The sequence below is a fragment of the Sinomonas notoginsengisoli genome (assembly GCF_021554725.1).
GTDB lineage: Bacteria > Actinomycetota > Actinomycetes > Actinomycetales > Micrococcaceae > Sinomonas > Sinomonas notoginsengisoli.
The window spans coordinates 51,780-69,497 of sequence record NZ_JAIZDP010000012.1; the positions used below are offsets into that span (position 1 = coordinate 51,780).

Below are 17,718 nucleotides of genomic sequence, written 5' to 3' on the forward strand. Positions count from 1 at the left end.
TGTTTTTTCCTTTTTTCTTTGAGATAGGCCGACACGTCGGCCTGTGTTCCGCGCGGGCAATGTGCCAGAGCGGACAACTGTGGTGATGAGAAGAGAATGGGGGAATGCCGGATGTGAACGGCCTGAAGGCCGTTGGGGTCTTCCTCTACGGGTCCATCAACTGCGCGCTGTCGCCGGGCAGATGAATCAGAGTACGTGCGATGGATACTTTCGGTAGAGGGAACGGGACGCGAACCGGTCTGAAAATCACGACCTGAAGTGTCCGCGTCTGTAACAGTCTACACTGCCGGGCCTCAATCCCTTGCACGCGTAGTCCCGGGGTGGCGCCACCGCACCCAGCCGCCGTCCGCGAGCCGGTTCACCGCGACCGGGACGAGGCCTCCTCGCACTGACCGCCGGCCCGCACAGGGGAGCGCGCGCCGTCGTGCGAAGAGCCCGCCTACGCCTCCTGCCGGAGGAACCGCCGGAAGAGGTTGACGATCATCCCGGACGGGTGCTGCAGGGCGCCGTGGCTGGACCGCGGCACAATCACGCTGGTGCTGCTCGCGAGCGACGCCGCGAGGCTGGCCGCGATGGTGTGGAAGTAGTCCGGGCTGTCGGCGCCGGCCAGGAGCAGGACCGGGACGGCGATGCCGGCGTATCGGGTGGAAGCCGGATGACTGCTGTCCAGAAGGGCGATCTCCTGCGCCAGGGCAGGTACCATCTCCTTCCACGCACGGCCGTCCTTGGTCATCCGGGAGATGGCCCACAGGACCAGCCGGACGGCCTGGTCGGGGAGCACCGTCTTCTGAACGCGCGGATCGATCTCCCGGGAGAAGGCCTGGACGGCCCGGACATAGTCCCCCTTGGCCGCTGCCTCGATAAGCTCGGGCAGCATCCGCGTGGGGAGGCATCCTGCGATGTTGACGGCGGGATCGTAGACGGCCACGCGGCTCACCGGCAGGCAGAGCGCGGCCTCGAGGGCTATGCCGCCGCCATAGCTGTGGCCGAGGACCACCGAGCTGCCCGTCGCGTCCAGGACGGCCTTGAGGTCGTCCAGCTCTGCGTCCATGGAGTAGTCGGCCGGCAGGGGGCTCGACTTGCCCCGGCCCCGCCTGTCGTACACGTGCACCGGGATGGTCGCCGAGAGGCTGCTGGCGAAGGTGCTGTACAGGATGGTCCGGGTCAGGCTGCCCGCGGCGAGGACGGCACCAGGCCCGGTGCCGTAGCTGTAGACGCTCAGGACGCCCCCATCCGGGGTCCTGACTGACTGGAGCTGCGGCGCGACCACTGCGGACTTCTTCCTCGAGCGGCTGCGCACCCAGCCGCGACGGCGTGTGTGGAGAGATGATAGCGCCGTCTCGGGGACGGGCATAGGCTTCGGTGGATCCTCGCCGTGGAGGGGCCAGCGCCGTCACCACCCGCTGCGCGTCGGCGTGTGCCCCTCCCGGGCATCCTCTGGCATGGCCATCTCGGCGCGCAGGCCGAGGAGCCGGATCGGGCGGGCGGGCTCGATCTCTGCGGCGAGCTCGAGGGCGCGGGCGAGGATCTCGTCCCGGTCCGAGGTCTCGGGGATCTTCCGCGCGTGGGTCTTGGTGGTGAACGGTGCGTACCGGACCTTGAGGGTCAGCCCGACCACGGGGCGTCCCTCCTTGGCGACGTCCTGCAGGACGCGGGCCATCAGCTCCCGCACGGCCTCATCCACCTGGGCCGGTTCGGTCAGGTCGCGCTGGAAGGTGGTCTCCCGGCTGTGCCCGCGGGCCACCCACGGGGTGCTGTCCACGACGCTGCTGCCGTCCCCCCGTCCGAGCTGCGCGTACCACGGGCCCATCCTCGGGCCGAACTCCGGAACGAGGTCCTCGGGGTCGGCCGCGGCGAGCTGGGCGACCGTGATAATGCCGAGCTTGGCCAGCCGGCCCGACACCTTGGCTCCGACGCCCCATAAGTCCTTGGTGGGCCGGGCGCCCATCACCTCAAGCCAGTTCGCGGCGGTGAGGCGGTAGACGCCGGCGGGCTTACCGAAACCGGTGGCGACCTTGGCCCGGACCAAGGTGTCGCCGATGCCCACGCTGCAGTGCAGCCGCGTCCGCTCGAGGACGGCGGCCTGCAGCGCGCGGGCGTAGGCCTCCGGAGCTTCTGATTCGACGCCCACGAAGGCCTCGTCCCAGCCGAGCACCTGCACGACGGCGCCGGGCTGGGCGCGCACGGCGGCCATCACCGCGTCGGAAGCCTCAAGGTAGGCCTCCCGGTCCACGGGCAGGATGACGGCGTCCGGGACCTTCCGGGCCGCGATCCGCAGGGGCATCCCGGAGCGCACCCCGAACGCCCTGGCCTCGTAGGAGGCGGTCGAGACCACGGCCCGCTCCGTCGGATCCCCGCGCCCGCCCACGATGACCGGCTTCCCCGCGAGCTCCGGGCGCCGGAGCACCTCGACCGCAGCGAGGAACTGATCGAGGTCAACGTGCAGCACCCAGGGGATTCCGCTCACCCCACCAGTTTGTCCTAGACCACCTTGGCCAGCCGAGATCCCGCCCTCGCCGCATCGTCCTGCAGGTCCAGCCGCACCTCGGAAGTGCACCCGCCGCGGGCTGGCCGGACGGGCGCAACCCGGGCATAGTTCTGACCATGCGCACGCTCATTGCCTGGGTATTCCTGTACTCGCTCGACGGCCTCCTAGCAGACGAGGGCACCGACTTCTGGCGATACGCCTTCGGGATGCCCCTCGACCCCGCGCACCTCGCCGAGCAGGTGGACCTCTACGGGAGCGCGGACGCGCACATCATGGGCCGGACCGCCTACGAGGGCATGTCCGCTAACCTCCCGGGCTCTGACCACCCGTTCTCGGACATCATGGACGCCGGGCGGAAGGTCGTCTTCTCCCGCACCATGACGCGGGCGGACTGGGCCAACACGACCATCGTCTCCGGGAACACGTCGGAGGAGGTCGACAGGCTCAGGCAGGGCGGCGACGGGCACATCGTGGTGTGGGGCGGCGTGGGCCTCTGGCGGTCGCTCATGCTGCTCGACCTGATCGACGAGATCCACGTGGACCTGCACCCCTACGTGGCGGGGGAGGGAACCAGGCTGTTCGACGGGGAGCCCAAGTCGTACCAGCTCGACCTCGTCAACAACACCGCCTATCCCAATGGGATCGTCAACCTGCACTATCGGCGGCACCGGTAGCCGCGCGCCGGCTCGGTTCCCACCTCGAACACGCGTCCCAGCGCGGGCAGGTGCATGAGGATCCGCAGCACGGGCTTGCCGGTCGCCGCCTCGACCGCCTCGCGGTACGTGGCCATCTGGCCCAGATAGTGGCTGCGGATGTGCTCGACCGGGTCGGAGCCCGGATAGGTCTTGTGGTCGACGACGACGAACCCCTCCGGCCCCTCGAGCAACAGGTCGATCCACCCCTCCATCGTCTGGCCGTCCGGGCGCCAGCCGATCGCGGCCTCGCGATGCCGCGCCCACCCGGGGAACTCCGCGTCGAGCCAGGCCTCGAACCGCTCGCCGGCCGTGGTGAGGAGCATTGGCTCGACGGTCCGGGCAACGCCCCAACGGCTCACGAGGCGCTCCGCGAGGCGTCCCCGGCCGGCCGCGTCCAGCATCCGGAACTCCGTGCCGAGGTAGGCGTGCACCGCGCTGCCCACCGCACCCCAGTCCTCCGAACCGTGCGACGCGAGCGGCGTGCCGAGGACGCCCGCCTCCCGCACCTCCGCCTCGAGCCCCTCCGAGACGACCGAGCTGGCGGTGAGCCGAGCGGGCAGACGCACGACGGCGGGCCCCGACTCGGGCGCGTCGACCCACCGGGGTTCCCACACGCCGTCGGGCGCAGAAGCCTCCGCGGGCACCAAGGAGGTAAGCCGTGCCGGGATCTCCGTCTCCCGGCACACGGCCACAACCCCGTCCGCGAAGCCCTCGGCGGGGGCCTTCCATCCCACGAGCGAGTCGACGCCGAGGTCGTTGAGCATGCTCGGCGAGCCGTTCTTCGCCGTTAGCACCGTGGTGTGGGCGGCGCGGGTCATGCCCACGTACAGGAGCCTGGCTTGGTTGCGCTGCTCGCGCCCAAGGAACTGCGCGGCGGCCTCGCTGGCCTGCGCGCGAACGTCCAGTGGGGACCCGCCGTACGGGAACGGGCTCGGCCACAGCCGGATCCAGCGCCCCGCGAGCGGGTCGGCGAGGTCAAGCGTCCGGGTCGACTCGACCCCCGCCCCGAACGGCCGCGCCTTCGTCTCCTTGTCCAGACTCTCCATGACCACCACGGGCCACTCGAGCCCCTTCGCCTCGTGGTAGGTGAGGACATTCACCACGTCCGGCCCGGCACTCTCGGCCGACGCGTGCTCGCCCGAGGCGAAGTAGTCGAGGAAACCCCGCAGGGTAGCCGGCTCCCGCAGCGCCCGGCACCTCTCGTAGTACAGCTCCACCGCTCCGCGGAACGCGTCCAGATTCCGCAACCGCCGCTCCGGCGCGGACCACCCGGCAATGAGCCGGGGAAGCCCCAGCACCCCGGTGACGGCCTCGAGGACCTCCGTCGGCGTCGCCGCCACGGCCTGCGCGCGCAGCGCGTCCAGCGAGGCGACCACGGGTGCGGCCCGCCACGCCTCGTGCACGAGGCGCGGTCCCGCGACGAGGATCCCCTCGGCGTCGTGCGTCTGGTCGCGAGGCACGACGGCGCCCAGCAGCTCCCGTTGCCATGTCGCGTGCGAGGGGTGGTCGGGATGCAGGGCTACGAGCTCCGCGAGGGCCACGGTGTCGAAACGGTCAGCGACATAGGCCATGCCCGCGCGGGTCAGCTGAACTTCACGGGAGCCGCCCAGCGCGCGGGTGTCGAGGCTCGCCCGGAGCCCCAGTTCGTCGAGGGCCGTGGCGATGACGCCCACTTCGGCGTTGGTCCGGGTCAGGATGGCGACGTCGCACGGGCGCAGCGGCTCCCCTCTGACCAGGAGCCCTCGCCCGAGCAGCTCCTTGACGCCGGCCGCGGTCGCGCGCAGGCGGTCCTGGGCCCTGCCCTGGCAGCGGGACCACGCCTCGACGCTCCCGGCGTCGTCACCGTACTCGGCTGCCTTCACGGCGGGCAGCTCGAGGTGCACCGACTCGCGTGTCATGCGGTGCCCGTCCGCGTCCCGCGTGAAGACCCGCTCGAACACGGCATTCGAGAGGTCAACAACTGCCTGCTGCGACCGGTACGTCTCCGAGAGCTGCTCGCGCCGCTCTGCTGGGATCTGGGCCATGACGGCCTCCATGAGCTCCGGGTCGGTGCCGCGGAACTCGTAGATGGCCTGCTTCGGATCGCCCACCCAGACGGCCCGCTCGGCGAGCGCGCCCAGCTCGAGGAAGAGGGCCAGTTGGAGCGGGCTCGTGTCTTGGAACTCGTCGACGACCAGCAATTGGATCCGCCCACGGAACGCGATGCGGAATGCCTCGTTGTGCCGGGCCAGCTCCAGGACCTTGGCCTCCTGGTCCACGAAGTCCATGAGCGCATTGGCCCGCTTGAACTCCTCGTAGGCGTCGATGCAGTCCGCCGCGCAGGAGAACACACCGCGGATGTAGCCCTCGAGGTCCTGGTGGAACGCGGTGTTGGACAGCAGTTCGCCGTGGATCCGCCCCTTGAGGTCCCCGAAGATGGACTTGAGCGACTTGGGCGCACCGGAGCCGAGGAATCCTCGCCACACCTCCCACGGCGTCGTCCCGACGTCCTGCGCCTTGGCGACCTTGTCCAGGATCTTGGGATAGTTCTCCTGGAAGCCCTTGGCGGCGGTGTCCACTGTCTTGCCGTCGAGCCCCTCGCCGGTGGCGGCCACCCGCTCGGCCACTGCGCGGAGGGCGTGCAGCTCACGGAACCACTCTCCCCGGTTGTCCTCTGTCGGGTCATCCAGCAGGACGCGGAACCCCGCCCACGACGCGTCCGCGCACCTGCGCACCGCACTCGCAGAGAGCATGTTGGCCCGTGCGAGCGCCACAATCCGGTGAACCGTGGACCCCCACGTCTCGGTCTGGTACTCCCCGGCGTTGTCCGGGTGCGTACCCATGCGCCAGGCGATCGGGCCGAGCACCTCGGCATGGTCAGCACGGATCTCGTCCGTGGCGAAGGCGAACATCGCCTCGAGCTGATCCTCGCCGATCACCTCGAGCGCAGGGGAGAGCCCGGCGTCGACGGCGTACTCGGTCAGCAGCTGCCCGCACACGCTGTTCACCGTGCCGATGAGGCTCGCACCGAGCTGCTGGGATGCGAGCGCCTCGCCCGATTCGAGCAGCTTGGCCGCAATCCGCTCGCGCAGCTCCCCGGCGGCCTTCTTCGTGAAGGTTGTGGCCATGACCTTCTCCGCCGGGGTCCCTCCGCTGATCGCCTCGACGATCTTCTCCGTCAGCGTGTATGTCTTGCCCGTTCCTGCACTGGCCGAGACCATCGTGACGTTGTCCACGAAGCCGCCGCCGCTCACGGGGTCGAGCCTCATGAATAGTCCCCCCTCAGCCCGCACAGCGCGCCGAAGTGGCAGAACCTGCATCCCGGTTGGACGTAGAGGCGGCCGGAGGCGGTCTCGAGCTCCTCGATGGTCGCGGGCTCCCCGCCGGAGGCCTCCGCCGCCGCGGCGAACGCGTCCTCGACCGGCTTCGTGGCCGTGACCCGCCCGGCGAGCACCTGGTCGACCGTGAACTCGGCCGAGCGGATGGCCCGCCCCCACAGCTCTTCCGGCCCCTCGCGGCGTGGGATCTTCATTCCGAAGTGCTCGTGGGCAGAGGCGAAGGCGTGCTGCTTGAGCAGGAAGTACGCGGTCGGCTCGTCCGGCGGGATCTCATCCTCGTGCAGCGCCCACTGGTACAGGGCGAGCTGGAGGGCCGTGCCGTCCTTGATCTTTTCCCGCACATACTTGGCCGAGTTGTACCACTTGAGGTCCACCACAACGGTGCGGCCCTGTTCGTCGATGCCCACGGCGTCCGCGCTGCCCCGCACCGGCACGGTCAGGACCCCGTCGCCCACCACGAGCTGCAGATCCTTCACAATCGGCTTCTCGACCTCCTGCAGCGCCACACCGGCCTTCTCGAGCCCCCGGAAGAACACCCGCGCGGCCTCCGTGATCGCGTGCACCACGGTGAGCCGCCTCGCCTTCTGCCCCGGCAGGAGGAGCTCGGAGGCGAACTGCGGGAGGAGGTCCTCGATCACGGCCGTGATCTCCTCGTCCTTGGGCACGGCCCGGTACTCGGCCCGGAGCGTGCCGTGCAGCGCCTCGATGACACGGTGCGCGAACGTGCCGATCATCCGGCCGCCAGTCGGGATATCGGCGGCATCCGGAACCCGCAGGCCGCCCTTGCGCTCGAGCGCCCACCGCATCGAGCAGCCCAGCAGCACCTCCAGCTGGGAGTACGAGAGGCTCTCCGGCGCGAGCGCCGTGTTCGCTCCGACCTCCTGAACGGCGTCCGGGGCCTCGGGCCGCCGGGCCTCGGCGCGGTTCAGCCTGGCGGTGCGCCCGGCAAGCCGCCACACGCCGCTGCCATCGGTGAGGGACGACGGCGCGCGGGTCGCCGCCGCGATCCGCTCGCCCAGATTCGTGTCCGGCTGACCGGGCACGCCCCCGTACCGCTCGACGAGCGCCTCCAGGAGCGGGTTCGAGTCCACTCGCTCGCCGTTGCGCTGGCCGATCTGCACGACGACGAGCCGCTTGCAGCGTCCCGCTGCGGCGAGGGTTTCGCGGACGGCCAGGGCGGTGAGCTCGTGCGGCGTCGGAAGATCGACGCCTACCTGTGCGAGTGCTGCGGCATCGTGCGCGTCCCAGCGGCGGGCCGAGGGCGTGGCGGCGGACTGGAAGCCCCACCAGATTGCGTCGTCGACATCCTCGCCGAGCTCCACGAGGTGGTTCAGCCGCAACCACGGCGCCGCCTCGGCGGGGACTAGCGGCTCGGCGGCCGGGGTCACGACCGAGGAGACGATCCGCCGCAGGTCGCGCCGGGACACGCGCGCCCGTGGTGCGACGAGCGTGAGGACGCGCTTGAGCTGCGCGGCCGTCGGCGCCAGCCGGGGCACGACGGCGGCGCGGGCGTTGAGTGCCGCAGCGAACCACGCGCTCGCCTCCACGAGCTGCCTCCCGCTCGGCCGGCGGTGCTCGAGGTCGCAGAGCAGCCGCGTGCTGAACGTCTGGTCGAGGACCGCGGCCAGCTCCGGACCGAGGCCCTCGTCCTCGCCGATGGCGGCGATTGCGGCGTCCCACGCAAGTCCCCGCGTGCCGGGCTCCTGCGCCAGGGCTCGGAGCAGATGCCGCGCGGCCCTGCGCCTCACGGGCGAGTCGGGCACCGTGAGGAACTCGGCGAGCAGGTGCACGTTGACGGGCTCCCACAGGAGCTCGAAGAACAGTGGGATGAGCTGGTCCTGGGCCCGCCACGGCGACCGCGCGCCCACGCCCAGATGGGGCAGTCGGTGCATGGTGAGGTACTGGTCCAGCACTGAAGTGGGGTCGGAGCACACGACGGCGGTGCTCGTGTTCGCGCCTGCAGCCAGCCACCGGGCCACCTGCTCGGCGGCCTCCCACTCGGTCTCAGCCGCCAGGACCGTGAGCTCGGGCCGTCCTGCCGGCTCGGGAGCCTCGCTGACCTGCACGCCCCGGTCGCGCAGCTCGGCAATGAGACGCCGCCAGACCGCCGGGAACGTCGGCTCGGGATGCTGGAGGACGAGTTCGTCGATGCCCAAGGGAAGGGGAGAGGAGCGGAGCTCGTCGAGGAGCTCCACCACGTCGTCCGCGAGCGACGGCGCGAGCTCCCCGCCCGCGATCTCCCGGCTGGCGCGCTCCGCTGCGGCGAGCGTCCTGAGCAGAGGCGAGGGGGCGGCGTCGTGCGCGGGGCCGGAAACGGTGGTGGGAAGCGTGCCGTCCCAGCCGTTGGCCACGGCGTCGTCGCGGGCGGCGAGGAGCTCGTGGGCGGTGGACCAAGGGTCCGCCTCCAGTGACCGATGGAACCACGCGTCCGGTGAATCGAGGTGCTCGAGGAGTCCCAGGTACTGGCTCACGCGCTCCGCATTCGGCGTCTCTGGGCACGTAAGGCCCAGGCGCGTCTGCAGGAGGCCGATGAGGTTCTTCCGCCCCACCCGCACATGGTTGAGCCCAGGGCGCGCGTAGGCCCACGGAGCGCGGTCCAGGAACCACCCGAACTCGACGATCATCGTCATCCCCCTGCCCAGTACGCCAGCGGCTCGATCACCGGCATACCACTCACACTAGCCAACCCCGCCGACATTTCTCGGTGCGCCTCATGCATCGACATCGCGTGCGAGCGGCTGTCCGCGGAGCTGGTCCTGCTTGCGGAGCCGGCCGCGGGGTAGCGTGGGACCCATGGAACGTGTCACCTCAGCTGACGGAACCACCATCGCCTACGACCGCCTCGGCACCGGCGCCCCGCTCATCCTCGTCTCCGGCGCCACCGCAGACCGCCGCGCAGATGCCCAGCTCGCGGCTGCGCTCGCCGAGACGTACACGGTGTACAACTACGACCGCCGCGGCCGCGGCGACAGCACCGACACGCTCCCGTTCGCGGTGGAGCGCGAGATCGAGGACATTTCTGCACTGCTGGATGCGGCGGCGCACGACGGCGGGGGAGCGGCCGCCGTCGTGGGCCTCTCCTCGGGCGCAGCGCTCGCCGGGCGGGCCGCCGCTGTGCTCCCTCTGCGGGGCCTTGTGATGTGGGAGCCGCCCTTCATGACGGACGACGCCGGTCTCGCCCGCGCTAGGGAGTACACCACGAACCTGAACGCCCGGCTCGAGGCCGGGGACCTCGATGGCGCCCTCACCACGTTCCTGCGCTACGTGGGCCTCCCAGAGGAGGCCATCGACGGGTCGCGCCAAGAGTCCTTCTGGGAGGCCGGAGTGCGCGTGGCCCCGACCCTCGCCTATGACAACGCGGCGATGGGCGGAGACTCCGTGGTCCCCGCCGACGTGTTCGGCCGGATCACGGCCCCGACCCTGGTCCTGGCCGGCGGCGTGAGCCCGGACTTCCTGCCCGCCGCCGCACGCGCCGTGGCCCACGCGGTCCCCGACGCGAGGATGAACATTCTCGAGGGCCAGACGCACAACGTGGACCCGTCCGCGTTCGCCGAGGCCGTGCGGGGATTCCTCGGGGCGTAGCCCCGGAGATGGGCGGGGCCCGAGCCGCTACGCTCGAGGTGTGCCGGAGAATCCGAACCCCACATCCCCTGCGGACTTCGCCGCGGCCCTCGACCGGCTCGCGGCCCTCACCCGCTCCTTCACGGAGACGGTGCAGTGGGCCGACGGCGGCGATCAGCTCACCCGGCCGGTCCTGACCTGCCCGGGATGGTCCGTCTCCGACCTCGTCGACCACCTCGCGGGCATCCACCGTTGGGCGGCGGCCGCCCTCGGCGCCGAGCACGCCCCCGCACCGGTCCCGCGCCCGCAGTCCGAGCCGCTGGTCGCGTGGTACCGGTCCAGCGCCGCACACCTCCTCGACGGGCTGCGGGCCGCCGGTCCCGCCGCGCCCGCCTGGACCCTCTGGGGCGACCGAGTCGCGGCCTTCTGGGCGCGCCGCCAGATCCACGAGACAGCCGTCCACACGTTCGACCTCCTCGGCGCGCTCGGCCGGGCCGAGGAGTGGCGCGTGCCCGAGGACGAGGCCCTCGACGGAATCCGCGAGGTCCTCTTCGGCTTCTACCCGCGCCAGGTGAGGCTCGGTCGCTCGAGTGGACTGCCCGGCGTCGTGCGCTTTGAGGTGACGCACGACGGCGGCGCCCCGTCCACCGGACTCGTCTCGCCTTCCGTCGGGGACGGCCCCGAAGCGGCAGCGCAGCTTGGGACGGTGAGGGGTCCGGCCGCGGCAATCTACTTGGGGCTGTGGAAACGGCGTGCGCTTCCGGGTGCGCATTCGCCGGTCACCGACATGATCCGCGCAGCGCGCCTCACGCCGTGACGTTCAGCTCCCCGCCGGAGGGTTCGAGTGCGCCCGCGTATCGGCACGCCGGGCCTCGAGCGCGGCCGTGAGCCGGGCAACCTCTTCCGTGAGCGCCTGGATCTTTGCCTCGACGCTCTCGTCGAGGGCCTCGACCTCCGCCTCGACCTCCTGGACCTCCGCCTCGACCTCCTGCACGTCCGCCTCGACCTCGGCGGCAGTCTGCGCACTCACGCTCTCCACGAGCCACGCCGCGATCGAGGCGGTCACGACACCGAGCACGGCGATGCCCGAGATCATGAGCGCTGCCGCGACCAACCGCCCGATCGCGGTCACCGGGTAGTGGTCGCCGTAGCCGACCGTCGTGATCGTCTCGAGGGCCCACCAGATCGCGTCCCCGAAGTTTCGGATGTTCGCGCCGGGCATGTTCTGTTCCACGTCCTCGACCGTGAGGGCGCCACAGTAGGCCAGCGTCGAGGCGGCCGCGATCACGTACATGACGAGCCGGCCACGCAGGGCGGTTCCGGCCCTGTTGTGCACAATCCTCAGGAACGTGACGAGCCGGAGGGGACGGAGCGCGGGCAGCGCGAGGATCGCGAGCTCGTGGAGGTTGTGCACGAACCACTGTCCCCGGCGTGGCGCCAGCCACAGTTGCCCCACGTAGTCCACGACGAAGACGGCCCATGCGGCCCACAGGAAGTCCTCGGCCCAGATGCCCTCCTCCGGCGGGAGGTTGCCGATCACCTGGACCGAGTAGGCCGCGAGGAACACGATCGCGGCGACGAGCGTGGGCCGCTCCGTGAGACTGCGCCACCGGTCCTGGGTCATGGTGGAAGGGTACCGCCGGCTATGCCCCGCCGCGGTGCTGTCTCAGGACATCGAGCCTGGACCTGTACTCGGCCTCGTCGATTTCACCCCGCGCGAACCTCTCGGCGAGGACGTCTTCGGGCCTCGGGGCGGCCGGGGTCCCGGGCTGCAGTGCAGCCTGGGACCCCGGCCCCTGCGCGTGCGCGGAGCCGCGCCCGAGTGCCCGCGCGAGGAGCACGATCCCGGTGATGACCGCACCCCAGAACAGGACGAAGCTCAGGCCCATGAAGATCCAGCCCCACAGCCCCATGGTGCCGTTCCCGTACATCATCGCGAGCCTCTTCTCATCGCGCGGTCGCGGGTGGAGCCCGCTTACCTGCATTGTCGCCCGGTTAGCGGGCGGCGGCCCAGAGTCTTCCTCACCGGTTGCGGGGTCCCCGACGATCAGCCGAACTTCTCCGCCGTCGCGTAGCCCTTGCCGTTGTACTTCTGCACGAGCACCTTCGCGATCGCCGGCTGCCCGTCCACCGTGGTGTTGACGTCCGTGCCCTTGAGCATGAGCGGTGCGGAATAGCCCTTGATGTCCCGCAGGGACTTCATGAAGGCGTCACGCGTCGGGTCGGTCATCTTCTGGAACGCCTGGTCGAGGGTCGCTCCGGCGATGTAGCTCCACATGCAGTGCGGGAACGCCGGCATGTCCGGGTAGCTGCCGTACTGCTTGAGGTCGGACAGGAACTTCACCACGTCGTCATCCTTGGCGAACTCCGGGCTCTGCGGGGTCTTGGAGAACGCCACCGAGTAGATCCCGGGGTAGGCACCCGCGTTGCCGGGCTGGAGGATCGCCGAGGGGCTCGAGGTGTTCGAGGGCAGGAACCAGCTCGGCTTCCAGCCGATCTGCTGCGCCTTCTGGAGCGAGGCGATCGTGAGCGGAGTGATCGACATCGCGTTGAAGAACACGTCTGCACCGGTCGCGGCGAGCTGGGTGATCTGCGCGTCGACGGAGGTGTCGGTCGCCTCGTAGGTCTGCTCGCCCACGATGGTGACGTTCGAGGCGCCCTTGAGGGCATTCTTGAACCCGGCCACGTATCCCTTGCCGTAGTCGTCGTTCTGCGACAGGATGGCGACCTTGTGCTGCGTGCCGGAGGACGCGACGAGCTTGCCGAACGCCTCGCCCTCGTTCTGGTAGGCGGGCACGAGTCCGAGCTGCCACGGGCTCTGCTTCTGGTCGCTGAACAGCGGGTCGCCCGTCATGACGAGGACCTGGGGCACCTTCTGGCTGATGGCCGACTCGCGGAATGCCCGGTTGGTCGGAGTTCCGAGGCCCACTCCCTCGGCGAACACGTTGTCCGAGACCATCTGCTGGAAGTTCGCGAGCGACTTCTGGGGATCGTACGCGTCGTCGTACGTCTTGATGTCGACCTTGCGGGTCTTGCCGTCGCCGAACTTGACGCCGCCCTCGGCATTCTTCGCACCGAAGTAGGCCTTGACGCCCGCTACAGTGCAGGTGCCCGGGCCGGCGGTCGCGCCACTGAGCGGCGTCGTGATGCCCAGCGTGATGCTCGTGTCGGTAATGCCGGGCGAGGCGGCCGTGCCCCCGCCGCTGCCGCCGCCGGCGCTGCCACGGCAGCCGGTCAACGAGAGAGCGAGGACCGACGCCATCGCGACAGCGCCCAAGAGCCCTCGTGTCCCTTTCCTAACGTTCATGATCGCTTCCGCCTCTCTATCTTTCGGGTGCCTCCGGCGCCTGGTCCGTTTCCGGTTGCCGCGTGGGAGTCTTCTGCGGGTCGGGTCCCGCGGTGGGATGGGAGGTGCGCCGGCGTGTGAGCCGCTTGATCACCCGGGGGAGGCTCACGAGCCCGTCGGGGAGGAGGAACAGCACCGCGAGGAGGATGACGCCTTGGCTCACTGTGGTGAAGTTCGGATCGATCGCGTTGGTCCACTGCGGGACGAGGATGTAGTACGCCCCGCCGATGAGCGAGCCGATGATGCTGCTGGCGCCGCCGATCACCATGGCCGCGAGGAGGCTGATGGAGTGGCCGAAGCTGAGGGTTTCGGGCGAGGTGTACTGGACCACCGCGATGTAGAGGAAACCGCTTGCGCCGCCGTACATCGACGCGATCGTGAACGCGAGCACCTTGGTCCAGTAGGGGGAGACGCCCATCGAGGCGGCGACTGCCTCATTGCCCTTCACCACCGCGAACGCCCGACCGTACTTGCCCCGCACGAGCTGGCGGGCCAGCAGGAAGCCCGCGGCGGCGACGACCAGGACGATGTAGTACTGCCACTGGTCGTTGAACAGCCCCGACCACTCGGGAGCAGTGGAGAAGATGGCCGAGGTTCCCTGCGAGCCGCCTGTGAACACATCGAGGCGCTTGGCCAGCGGCACCCCCACGATGGGCAGGGCGATGGTGACCATGGCGATCGCGAGCCCGCCGAGCCGGGCCGCGGCGAGCGCCACGAGGAGCCCCACGGCTCCGGCGATCAGGCACGCTGCGACGAAGGAGAGGACGACGTTCCAGCCGTGCGTCACCCCGTAGGCGGTCACGTAGGCGCCGAGTCCTAGGAAGAAGATCTGCCCGAGGTTGACCTGTCCCGTGTAGCCCATGATGATGTTCAGCCCCAGCACGGCCACGGCGTACACACCGATCCGGCTCAGAGTCTGGTTTTGGATCATTGGCAGGAACATCGGCGCGGCGAGGAGGATGACCGCTACGAGCACGACGACGCCGATCCTCACCCAGCGCCTGGCAGGCACCCGGGTTGTGCGCGAGGTGGTAGAGGTACTCATCAGACCCGCACCACGACCTTCCGCCCGAAGAGGCCTTGGGGACGGAGGATCAGGACGACGAAGATCAGGACGAACGGAACCGCGATCTTCAGGTCGTGCCCGATCAGCGGCACGTACACGGAGACGAGGTTCTCGACGACGCCGATCGCCCAGGCCGCGGCGACCGCTCCGACCGGGCTGTCGAGCCCGCCGAGGATGACCGCGGCGAGCGCGTAGACCAGCGCGCCGTCGAGCATGCCCGGGGTCAGAGTGAGTTGTGGTCCGACGAGCGCGCCCGCGACCGCACCCAGCGCGGCCGCGAGCCCCCAGCCCACCATGAGCAGCCGCCCCACCGGGAGTCCCGAGAGCGCGGAGGAGCCGGGGTTGTCGGCGACAGCGCGCAGGGCGAGCCCGAGCTTGGTGCGCATGAAGAGCAGCTGGAGCAGGGCCATGATGACCAGGATCGTCACGGTGGTGGCAAGCGACCTCACGCTCACCACAGCCCCGAGGACGCTGACGCTGGTGAGGGGGAACATCGAGGGGAACTGGAGGTTGTTGTAGCCCCACACCACGGCAGCGATGCCGGTGACGAGTGTGAGCAGGCCGATGGTGACGACGACGGCCGTATCCGGATCTCCGCGCTCGAACCTGCGGATGAGGAACCGCTCGATGAGGGCGCCGAGGATGAAGGAGATCACGACGGCGGCGAGCACCGCGAGCACGAGCGGCACCCCGGCCTGCGCGAAGGCATACGCGAAGTACGCGCTGAGGACTGCCAGGCCCCCCTGGGCGAAGTTGATCAGGCCGGTGGCCTGGTTCACGAGCACGATTGCGAGAGCGAGGGTGGCGTAGACCGAGCCCGTGGAAAGGCCATCGATGACGAGCTGGATGACGGTTTCCATGCGGGTCAGCCCCCCAGATAGGCGCGGCGGATCTCGTCCATGCCCTTGAGCTCGGACGAGGTCCCGGTCAGCACGCTCCGACCGGTCTCCAGGACTGTGGCGGTGTCTACGAGTGAGAACGCGAGGAGGGCGTTCTGCTCGACCACGAGCATCGCGATGCCGGACTCGATGCGGAGCCGGCGGATGGCGTCGTAGACGGCCTTGGCGGTGCTCGGCGCGAGGCCGAGTGACGCCTCGTCGAGGAGGAGCAGTTTGGGCTTGGCCATGAAGGCTCGCCCCACGGCCAGCATCTGCTGCTCGCCGCCGGAGAGCGCTGCCGCACGGGAGTTAATGCGGTTCTTCAGCTGCGGGAAGAGGTCCAGGCAGTAGTCGATGTCCTCTGCGATGGCCTTGCGGTCCTTGCGCAGGTACGCGCCCACCCGCAGGTTCTCCCGGACGCTGAGCTGGCCGATCGTGCCCCGGCCCTCAGGGACGTGGGCGATCCCGAGGGCAGCCACCTGATCGGGGCGGAGCCCCCGGATGTCCCGGCCGCCGAACCTGATGCGGCCGCCGGTGCGCACCGTGCCGCTGATGGCCCGCAGGGTCGTGGTCTTGCCGGCTCCGTTGGCCCCGAGGATGCCCACGGAGCCGCTCTCCGGGACCGTGAGGGAGACGCCCTCGAGCACCTGGACCGGCCCGTAGGACGCAGTCACAGAATCGAGCTCAAGCAGCGTCATCCGCCGCGTCCTTCCCGAGGTAGGCCTCGATGACCCGGGGGTCGGACTGCGCCTCGGCCGCGGTGCCCTCCATGAGCTCGCGTCCATGGTCCAGGACCACCACGCGATCGGTGAGCGCGGAGATGAGGCCCATGTGGTGTTCGACGATGACGATCGTGATGTCCTGCTCCTCGCGGACCCGCCTGACCGTGTCGATGAGCTGCTCGACCTCGCTGTGCGACAGTCCGGCCGCGGGCTCGTCGAGCAGTAGCAGCTTGGGCTTCGACAGGAGGGCGCGCCACAGTTCGATGCCCTTGTGCAGCCCGTGGGACAGCTCGTCCGCGGGGACGTTGGCCGCCCAGCCCAGCCCCGCGGCGTCGAGCATCTCCAGTGCCTCGGCACGTATCGCTCGCTCGGCCCTGGCAGTGCGCGGAAGGCCGAGCGCCCACTCGACGGGGCCGCCCGGGAGCCGGATGTGGCCGCCGAGGAGGACGTTCTCGAGCACCGTGGCCCGTAGCTGGAGCGCGGGGTGCTGGAAGGTGCGCGAGAGGCCGAGATGGGCCAGGTGCGAGGGTGCCCGGCCCACAGCCTCCGTTCCGTCGATCATGATGGAACCCGAGCTCGGGCGGTAGTGCCCACTGATGCAGTTGAACAGTGAGGTCTTGCCCGCGCCGTTGGGGCCGACGAGCCCGAAGATGACCCCCGGCTCGACATTGAAGCTCACGCCCTCGAGGACCTTGACGCCGCCGAAGTGCAGGTTGACGTCATTCAGGCTCAGGCGTGCGGCCATCAGCGTTCCTCCCTGTCGCGACGTGGGTGCGGGTGTGCGGCAGATCACAGTGCAGGTGAGACTGAAGCTACGGATGGGAGACGAGATTGTCAACGATTTTGGATGGTGTTGAGCCGGCGTTGGTCCTAGGATCGTCGATGAAAATCTGCAGGCACATCGTGGCCTTCTGAAGGCTGCATGGGAGACTCCGCGGAGGAGTGGCCATGGTGGGAGCGCGAGCGACGGGGTCGGACACGGGCACGGACGAATCAGCACCGGGCATCCCCTCTGCCGGTGACACGCGGGTGACGGACCTGATCCGCGACGCGATCGTGCGGGGGGAGTTCGCCCCCAATCAGCGGCTCATCGAGGCGGACCTAAGCTCGGCGTTCGCTGCAAGCCGTGCCACCGTGCGCACTGCCCTTCTCGAACTCGCCGGGGAGGGCCTTGTTGAGCGACTGCCCAACAAGGGTTCCCGGGTCAGGGCCATCTCGCTCAAGGAGGCCATTGAGATCCTCGAGGTGCGCATCGGCATCGAGGGCCTCTGTGCGGCAAAGGTGGCGGAGCATCTCAGAGCGGAGGATGCCGCGGAGTTCGAGTGGATGCGCGCCCAGATGATCGAGACTGTTGCGGAGGGCGACCTCGTCGAGTACTCGCTCCTCAACCGGCTCCTGGACGTCCGCGTCCGCGAGCTCAGCGACCATGTGACAGCTGCAGGAATCTTGGCCCGGTTGCATGCCCAGAGCGTCAGGCACCAGTTCAAGCTCTCCGCGCGCCCGGCTCGGGCGAAGGTCTCCGTGCTCGAGCACGTGGCCATCATCGACGCCATCCTGGCTCGTGACCCCGTGGCCGCTGAGCAGGCGGTAAGGACTCACCTGCTCAGCGTCATCGGGGCGTTGCGGGACCTGACCTCCTGACCCC

At 69.9% G+C, this 17,718-nt stretch carries 15 protein-coding genes; 4 read left to right on the plus strand and 11 right to left on the minus strand.

The window, feature by feature from the left end; all coding sequences use genetic code 11:
- Window positions 1–439 precede the first annotated feature (439 nt).
- Together LF262_RS15050 and LF262_RS15055 are read right to left on the minus strand one after the other, a co-directional pair.
- A complete protein-coding gene (locus LF262_RS15050) occupies window positions 440–1,270 on the minus strand; it encodes an alpha/beta fold hydrolase (RefSeq protein WP_235781219.1) in 831 nt (276 codons plus the stop codon).
- Window positions 1,271–1,393: 123 nt separating this feature from the next.
- Window positions 1,394–2,467 (minus strand): DNA polymerase IV, encoded by a 1,074-nt coding sequence (locus tag LF262_RS15055; RefSeq protein ID WP_443729157.1) that lies wholly within the window; start codon window positions 2,465–2,467, stop codon window positions 1,394–1,396.
- A gap of 137 nt (window positions 2,468–2,604) precedes the next feature.
- Here LF262_RS15055 and LF262_RS15060 point away from each other — a divergent pair, with 137 nt between their 5' ends.
- Window positions 2,605–3,162: a dihydrofolate reductase family protein gene (locus LF262_RS15060; RefSeq protein WP_235781220.1), complete on the plus strand. Its 558-nt coding sequence runs from the start codon at window positions 2,605–2,607 to the stop codon at window positions 3,160–3,162.
- On the opposite strand, the gene LF262_RS15065 is transcribed toward LF262_RS15060, so the two are convergent.
- A complete protein-coding gene (locus LF262_RS15065; RefSeq protein WP_235781221.1) occupies window positions 3,144–6,431 on the minus strand; it encodes a UvrD-helicase domain-containing protein in 3,288 nt (1,095 codons plus the stop codon). The genes LF262_RS15060 and LF262_RS15065 overlap by 19 nt on opposite strands.
- Window positions 6,428–9,130: a PD-(D/E)XK nuclease family protein gene (locus tag LF262_RS15070; protein WP_235781222.1), complete on the minus strand. Its 2,703-nt coding sequence runs from the start codon at window positions 9,128–9,130 to the stop codon at window positions 6,428–6,430. Before LF262_RS15070 ends, LF262_RS15065 begins: the two co-directional genes overlap by 4 nt.
- 163 nt (window positions 9,131–9,293) lie before the next feature.
- On the opposite strand from LF262_RS15070, the gene LF262_RS15075 reads away from it, so the two are divergent.
- Both LF262_RS15075 and LF262_RS15080 read left to right on the plus strand, forming a co-directional pair.
- Window positions 9,294–10,082 (plus strand): alpha/beta fold hydrolase, encoded by a 789-nt coding sequence (locus LF262_RS15075; protein ID WP_235781223.1) that lies wholly within the window; start codon window positions 9,294–9,296, stop codon window positions 10,080–10,082.
- A 40-nt stretch (window positions 10,083–10,122) separates the two neighbouring features.
- Window positions 10,123–10,878 (plus strand): maleylpyruvate isomerase family mycothiol-dependent enzyme, encoded by a 756-nt coding sequence (locus tag LF262_RS15080; RefSeq protein WP_235781224.1) that lies wholly within the window; start codon window positions 10,123–10,125, stop codon window positions 10,876–10,878.
- Between the two features lie 3 nt (window positions 10,879–10,881).
- On the opposite strand, the gene LF262_RS15085 is transcribed toward LF262_RS15080, so the two are convergent.
- From LF262_RS15085 to LF262_RS15115, 7 genes are all read right to left on the minus strand, one after another.
- Entirely contained in the window at window positions 10,882–11,685 is an 804-nt protein-coding gene (locus tag LF262_RS15085) for a potassium channel family protein (protein ID WP_235781225.1), read from the minus strand.
- Between the two features lie 19 nt (window positions 11,686–11,704).
- Window positions 11,705–11,995, minus strand: a complete 291-nt coding sequence (locus LF262_RS15090; protein WP_235781226.1) for an SHOCT domain-containing protein — start codon at window positions 11,993–11,995, stop codon at window positions 11,705–11,707.
- 113 nt (window positions 11,996–12,108) lie between these two features.
- Window positions 12,109–13,368 (minus strand): ABC transporter substrate-binding protein, encoded by a 1,260-nt coding sequence (locus tag LF262_RS15095; RefSeq protein ID WP_235781227.1) that lies wholly within the window; start codon window positions 13,366–13,368, stop codon window positions 12,109–12,111.
- A gap of 16 nt (window positions 13,369–13,384) precedes the next feature.
- Complete coding sequence (locus LF262_RS15100) at window positions 13,385–14,452, minus strand: branched-chain amino acid ABC transporter permease (RefSeq protein WP_235781228.1); 1,068 nt, start codon at window positions 14,450–14,452, stop codon at window positions 13,385–13,387.
- Window positions 14,452–15,333 (minus strand): branched-chain amino acid ABC transporter permease, encoded by an 882-nt coding sequence (locus LF262_RS15105; RefSeq protein ID WP_235781229.1) that lies wholly within the window; start codon window positions 15,331–15,333, stop codon window positions 14,452–14,454. The genes LF262_RS15100 and LF262_RS15105 overlap by 1 nt, the downstream gene beginning before the upstream one ends.
- Window positions 15,334–15,338: 5 nt before the next feature.
- Window positions 15,339–16,049, minus strand: coding sequence for an ABC transporter ATP-binding protein (locus LF262_RS15110; RefSeq protein ID WP_235781230.1), 711 nt, complete (start codon window positions 16,047–16,049; stop codon window positions 15,339–15,341).
- Entirely contained in the window at window positions 16,036–16,818 is a 783-nt protein-coding gene (locus LF262_RS15115) for an ABC transporter ATP-binding protein (protein ID WP_235781231.1), read from the minus strand. The genes LF262_RS15110 and LF262_RS15115 overlap by 14 nt, the downstream gene beginning before the upstream one ends.
- 203 nt (window positions 16,819–17,021) lie before the next feature.
- On the opposite strand from LF262_RS15115, the gene LF262_RS15120 reads away from it, so the two are divergent.
- Window positions 17,022–17,714 carry a GntR family transcriptional regulator gene (locus LF262_RS15120; protein WP_235781232.1) on the plus strand — a complete coding sequence of 231 codons (693 nt, stop codon included), beginning with the start codon at window positions 17,022–17,024 and terminating at the stop codon, window positions 17,712–17,714.
- Window positions 17,715–17,718: the final 4 nt, after the last annotated feature.

Bases quoted from the DNA above. Each gene is read 5' to 3' on its own strand.
- LF262_RS15110 (WP_235781230.1), bottom strand. From the start codon at position 16,049: ATGACGCTGCTTGAGCTCGATTCTGTGACTGCGTCCTACGGGCCGGTC.
- LF262_RS15085 (WP_235781225.1), bottom strand. From the start codon at position 11,685: ATGACCCAGGACCGGTGGCGCAGTCTCACGGAGCGGCCCACGCTCGTC.
- LF262_RS15070 (WP_235781222.1), bottom strand. From the start codon at position 9,130: ATGACGATGATCGTCGAGTTCGGGTGGTTCCTGGACCGCGCTCCGTGG.
- LF262_RS15090 (WP_235781226.1), bottom strand. From the start codon at position 11,995: ATGATGTACGGGAACGGCACCATGGGGCTGTGGGGCTGGATCTTCATG.
- LF262_RS15075 (WP_235781223.1), top strand. From the start codon at position 9,294: ATGGAACGTGTCACCTCAGCTGACGGAACCACCATCGCCTACGACCGC.
- LF262_RS15120 (WP_235781232.1), top strand. From the start codon at position 17,022: ATGGTGGGAGCGCGAGCGACGGGGTCGGACACGGGCACGGACGAATCA.
- LF262_RS15105 (WP_235781229.1), bottom strand. From the start codon at position 15,333: ATGGAAACCGTCATCCAGCTCGTCATCGATGGCCTTTCCACGGGCTCG.
- LF262_RS15065 (WP_235781221.1), bottom strand. From the start codon at position 6,431: ATGAGGCTCGACCCCGTGAGCGGCGGCGGCTTCGTGGACAACGTCACG.
- LF262_RS15060 (WP_235781220.1), top strand. From the start codon at position 2,605: ATGCGCACGCTCATTGCCTGGGTATTCCTGTACTCGCTCGACGGCCTC.
- LF262_RS15095 (WP_235781227.1), bottom strand. From the start codon at position 13,368: ATGAACGTTAGGAAAGGGACACGAGGGCTCTTGGGCGCTGTCGCGATG.
- LF262_RS15115 (WP_235781231.1), bottom strand. From the start codon at position 16,818: ATGGCCGCACGCCTGAGCCTGAATGACGTCAACCTGCACTTCGGCGGC.
- LF262_RS15100 (WP_235781228.1), bottom strand. From the start codon at position 14,452: ATGAGTACCTCTACCACCTCGCGCACAACCCGGGTGCCTGCCAGGCGC.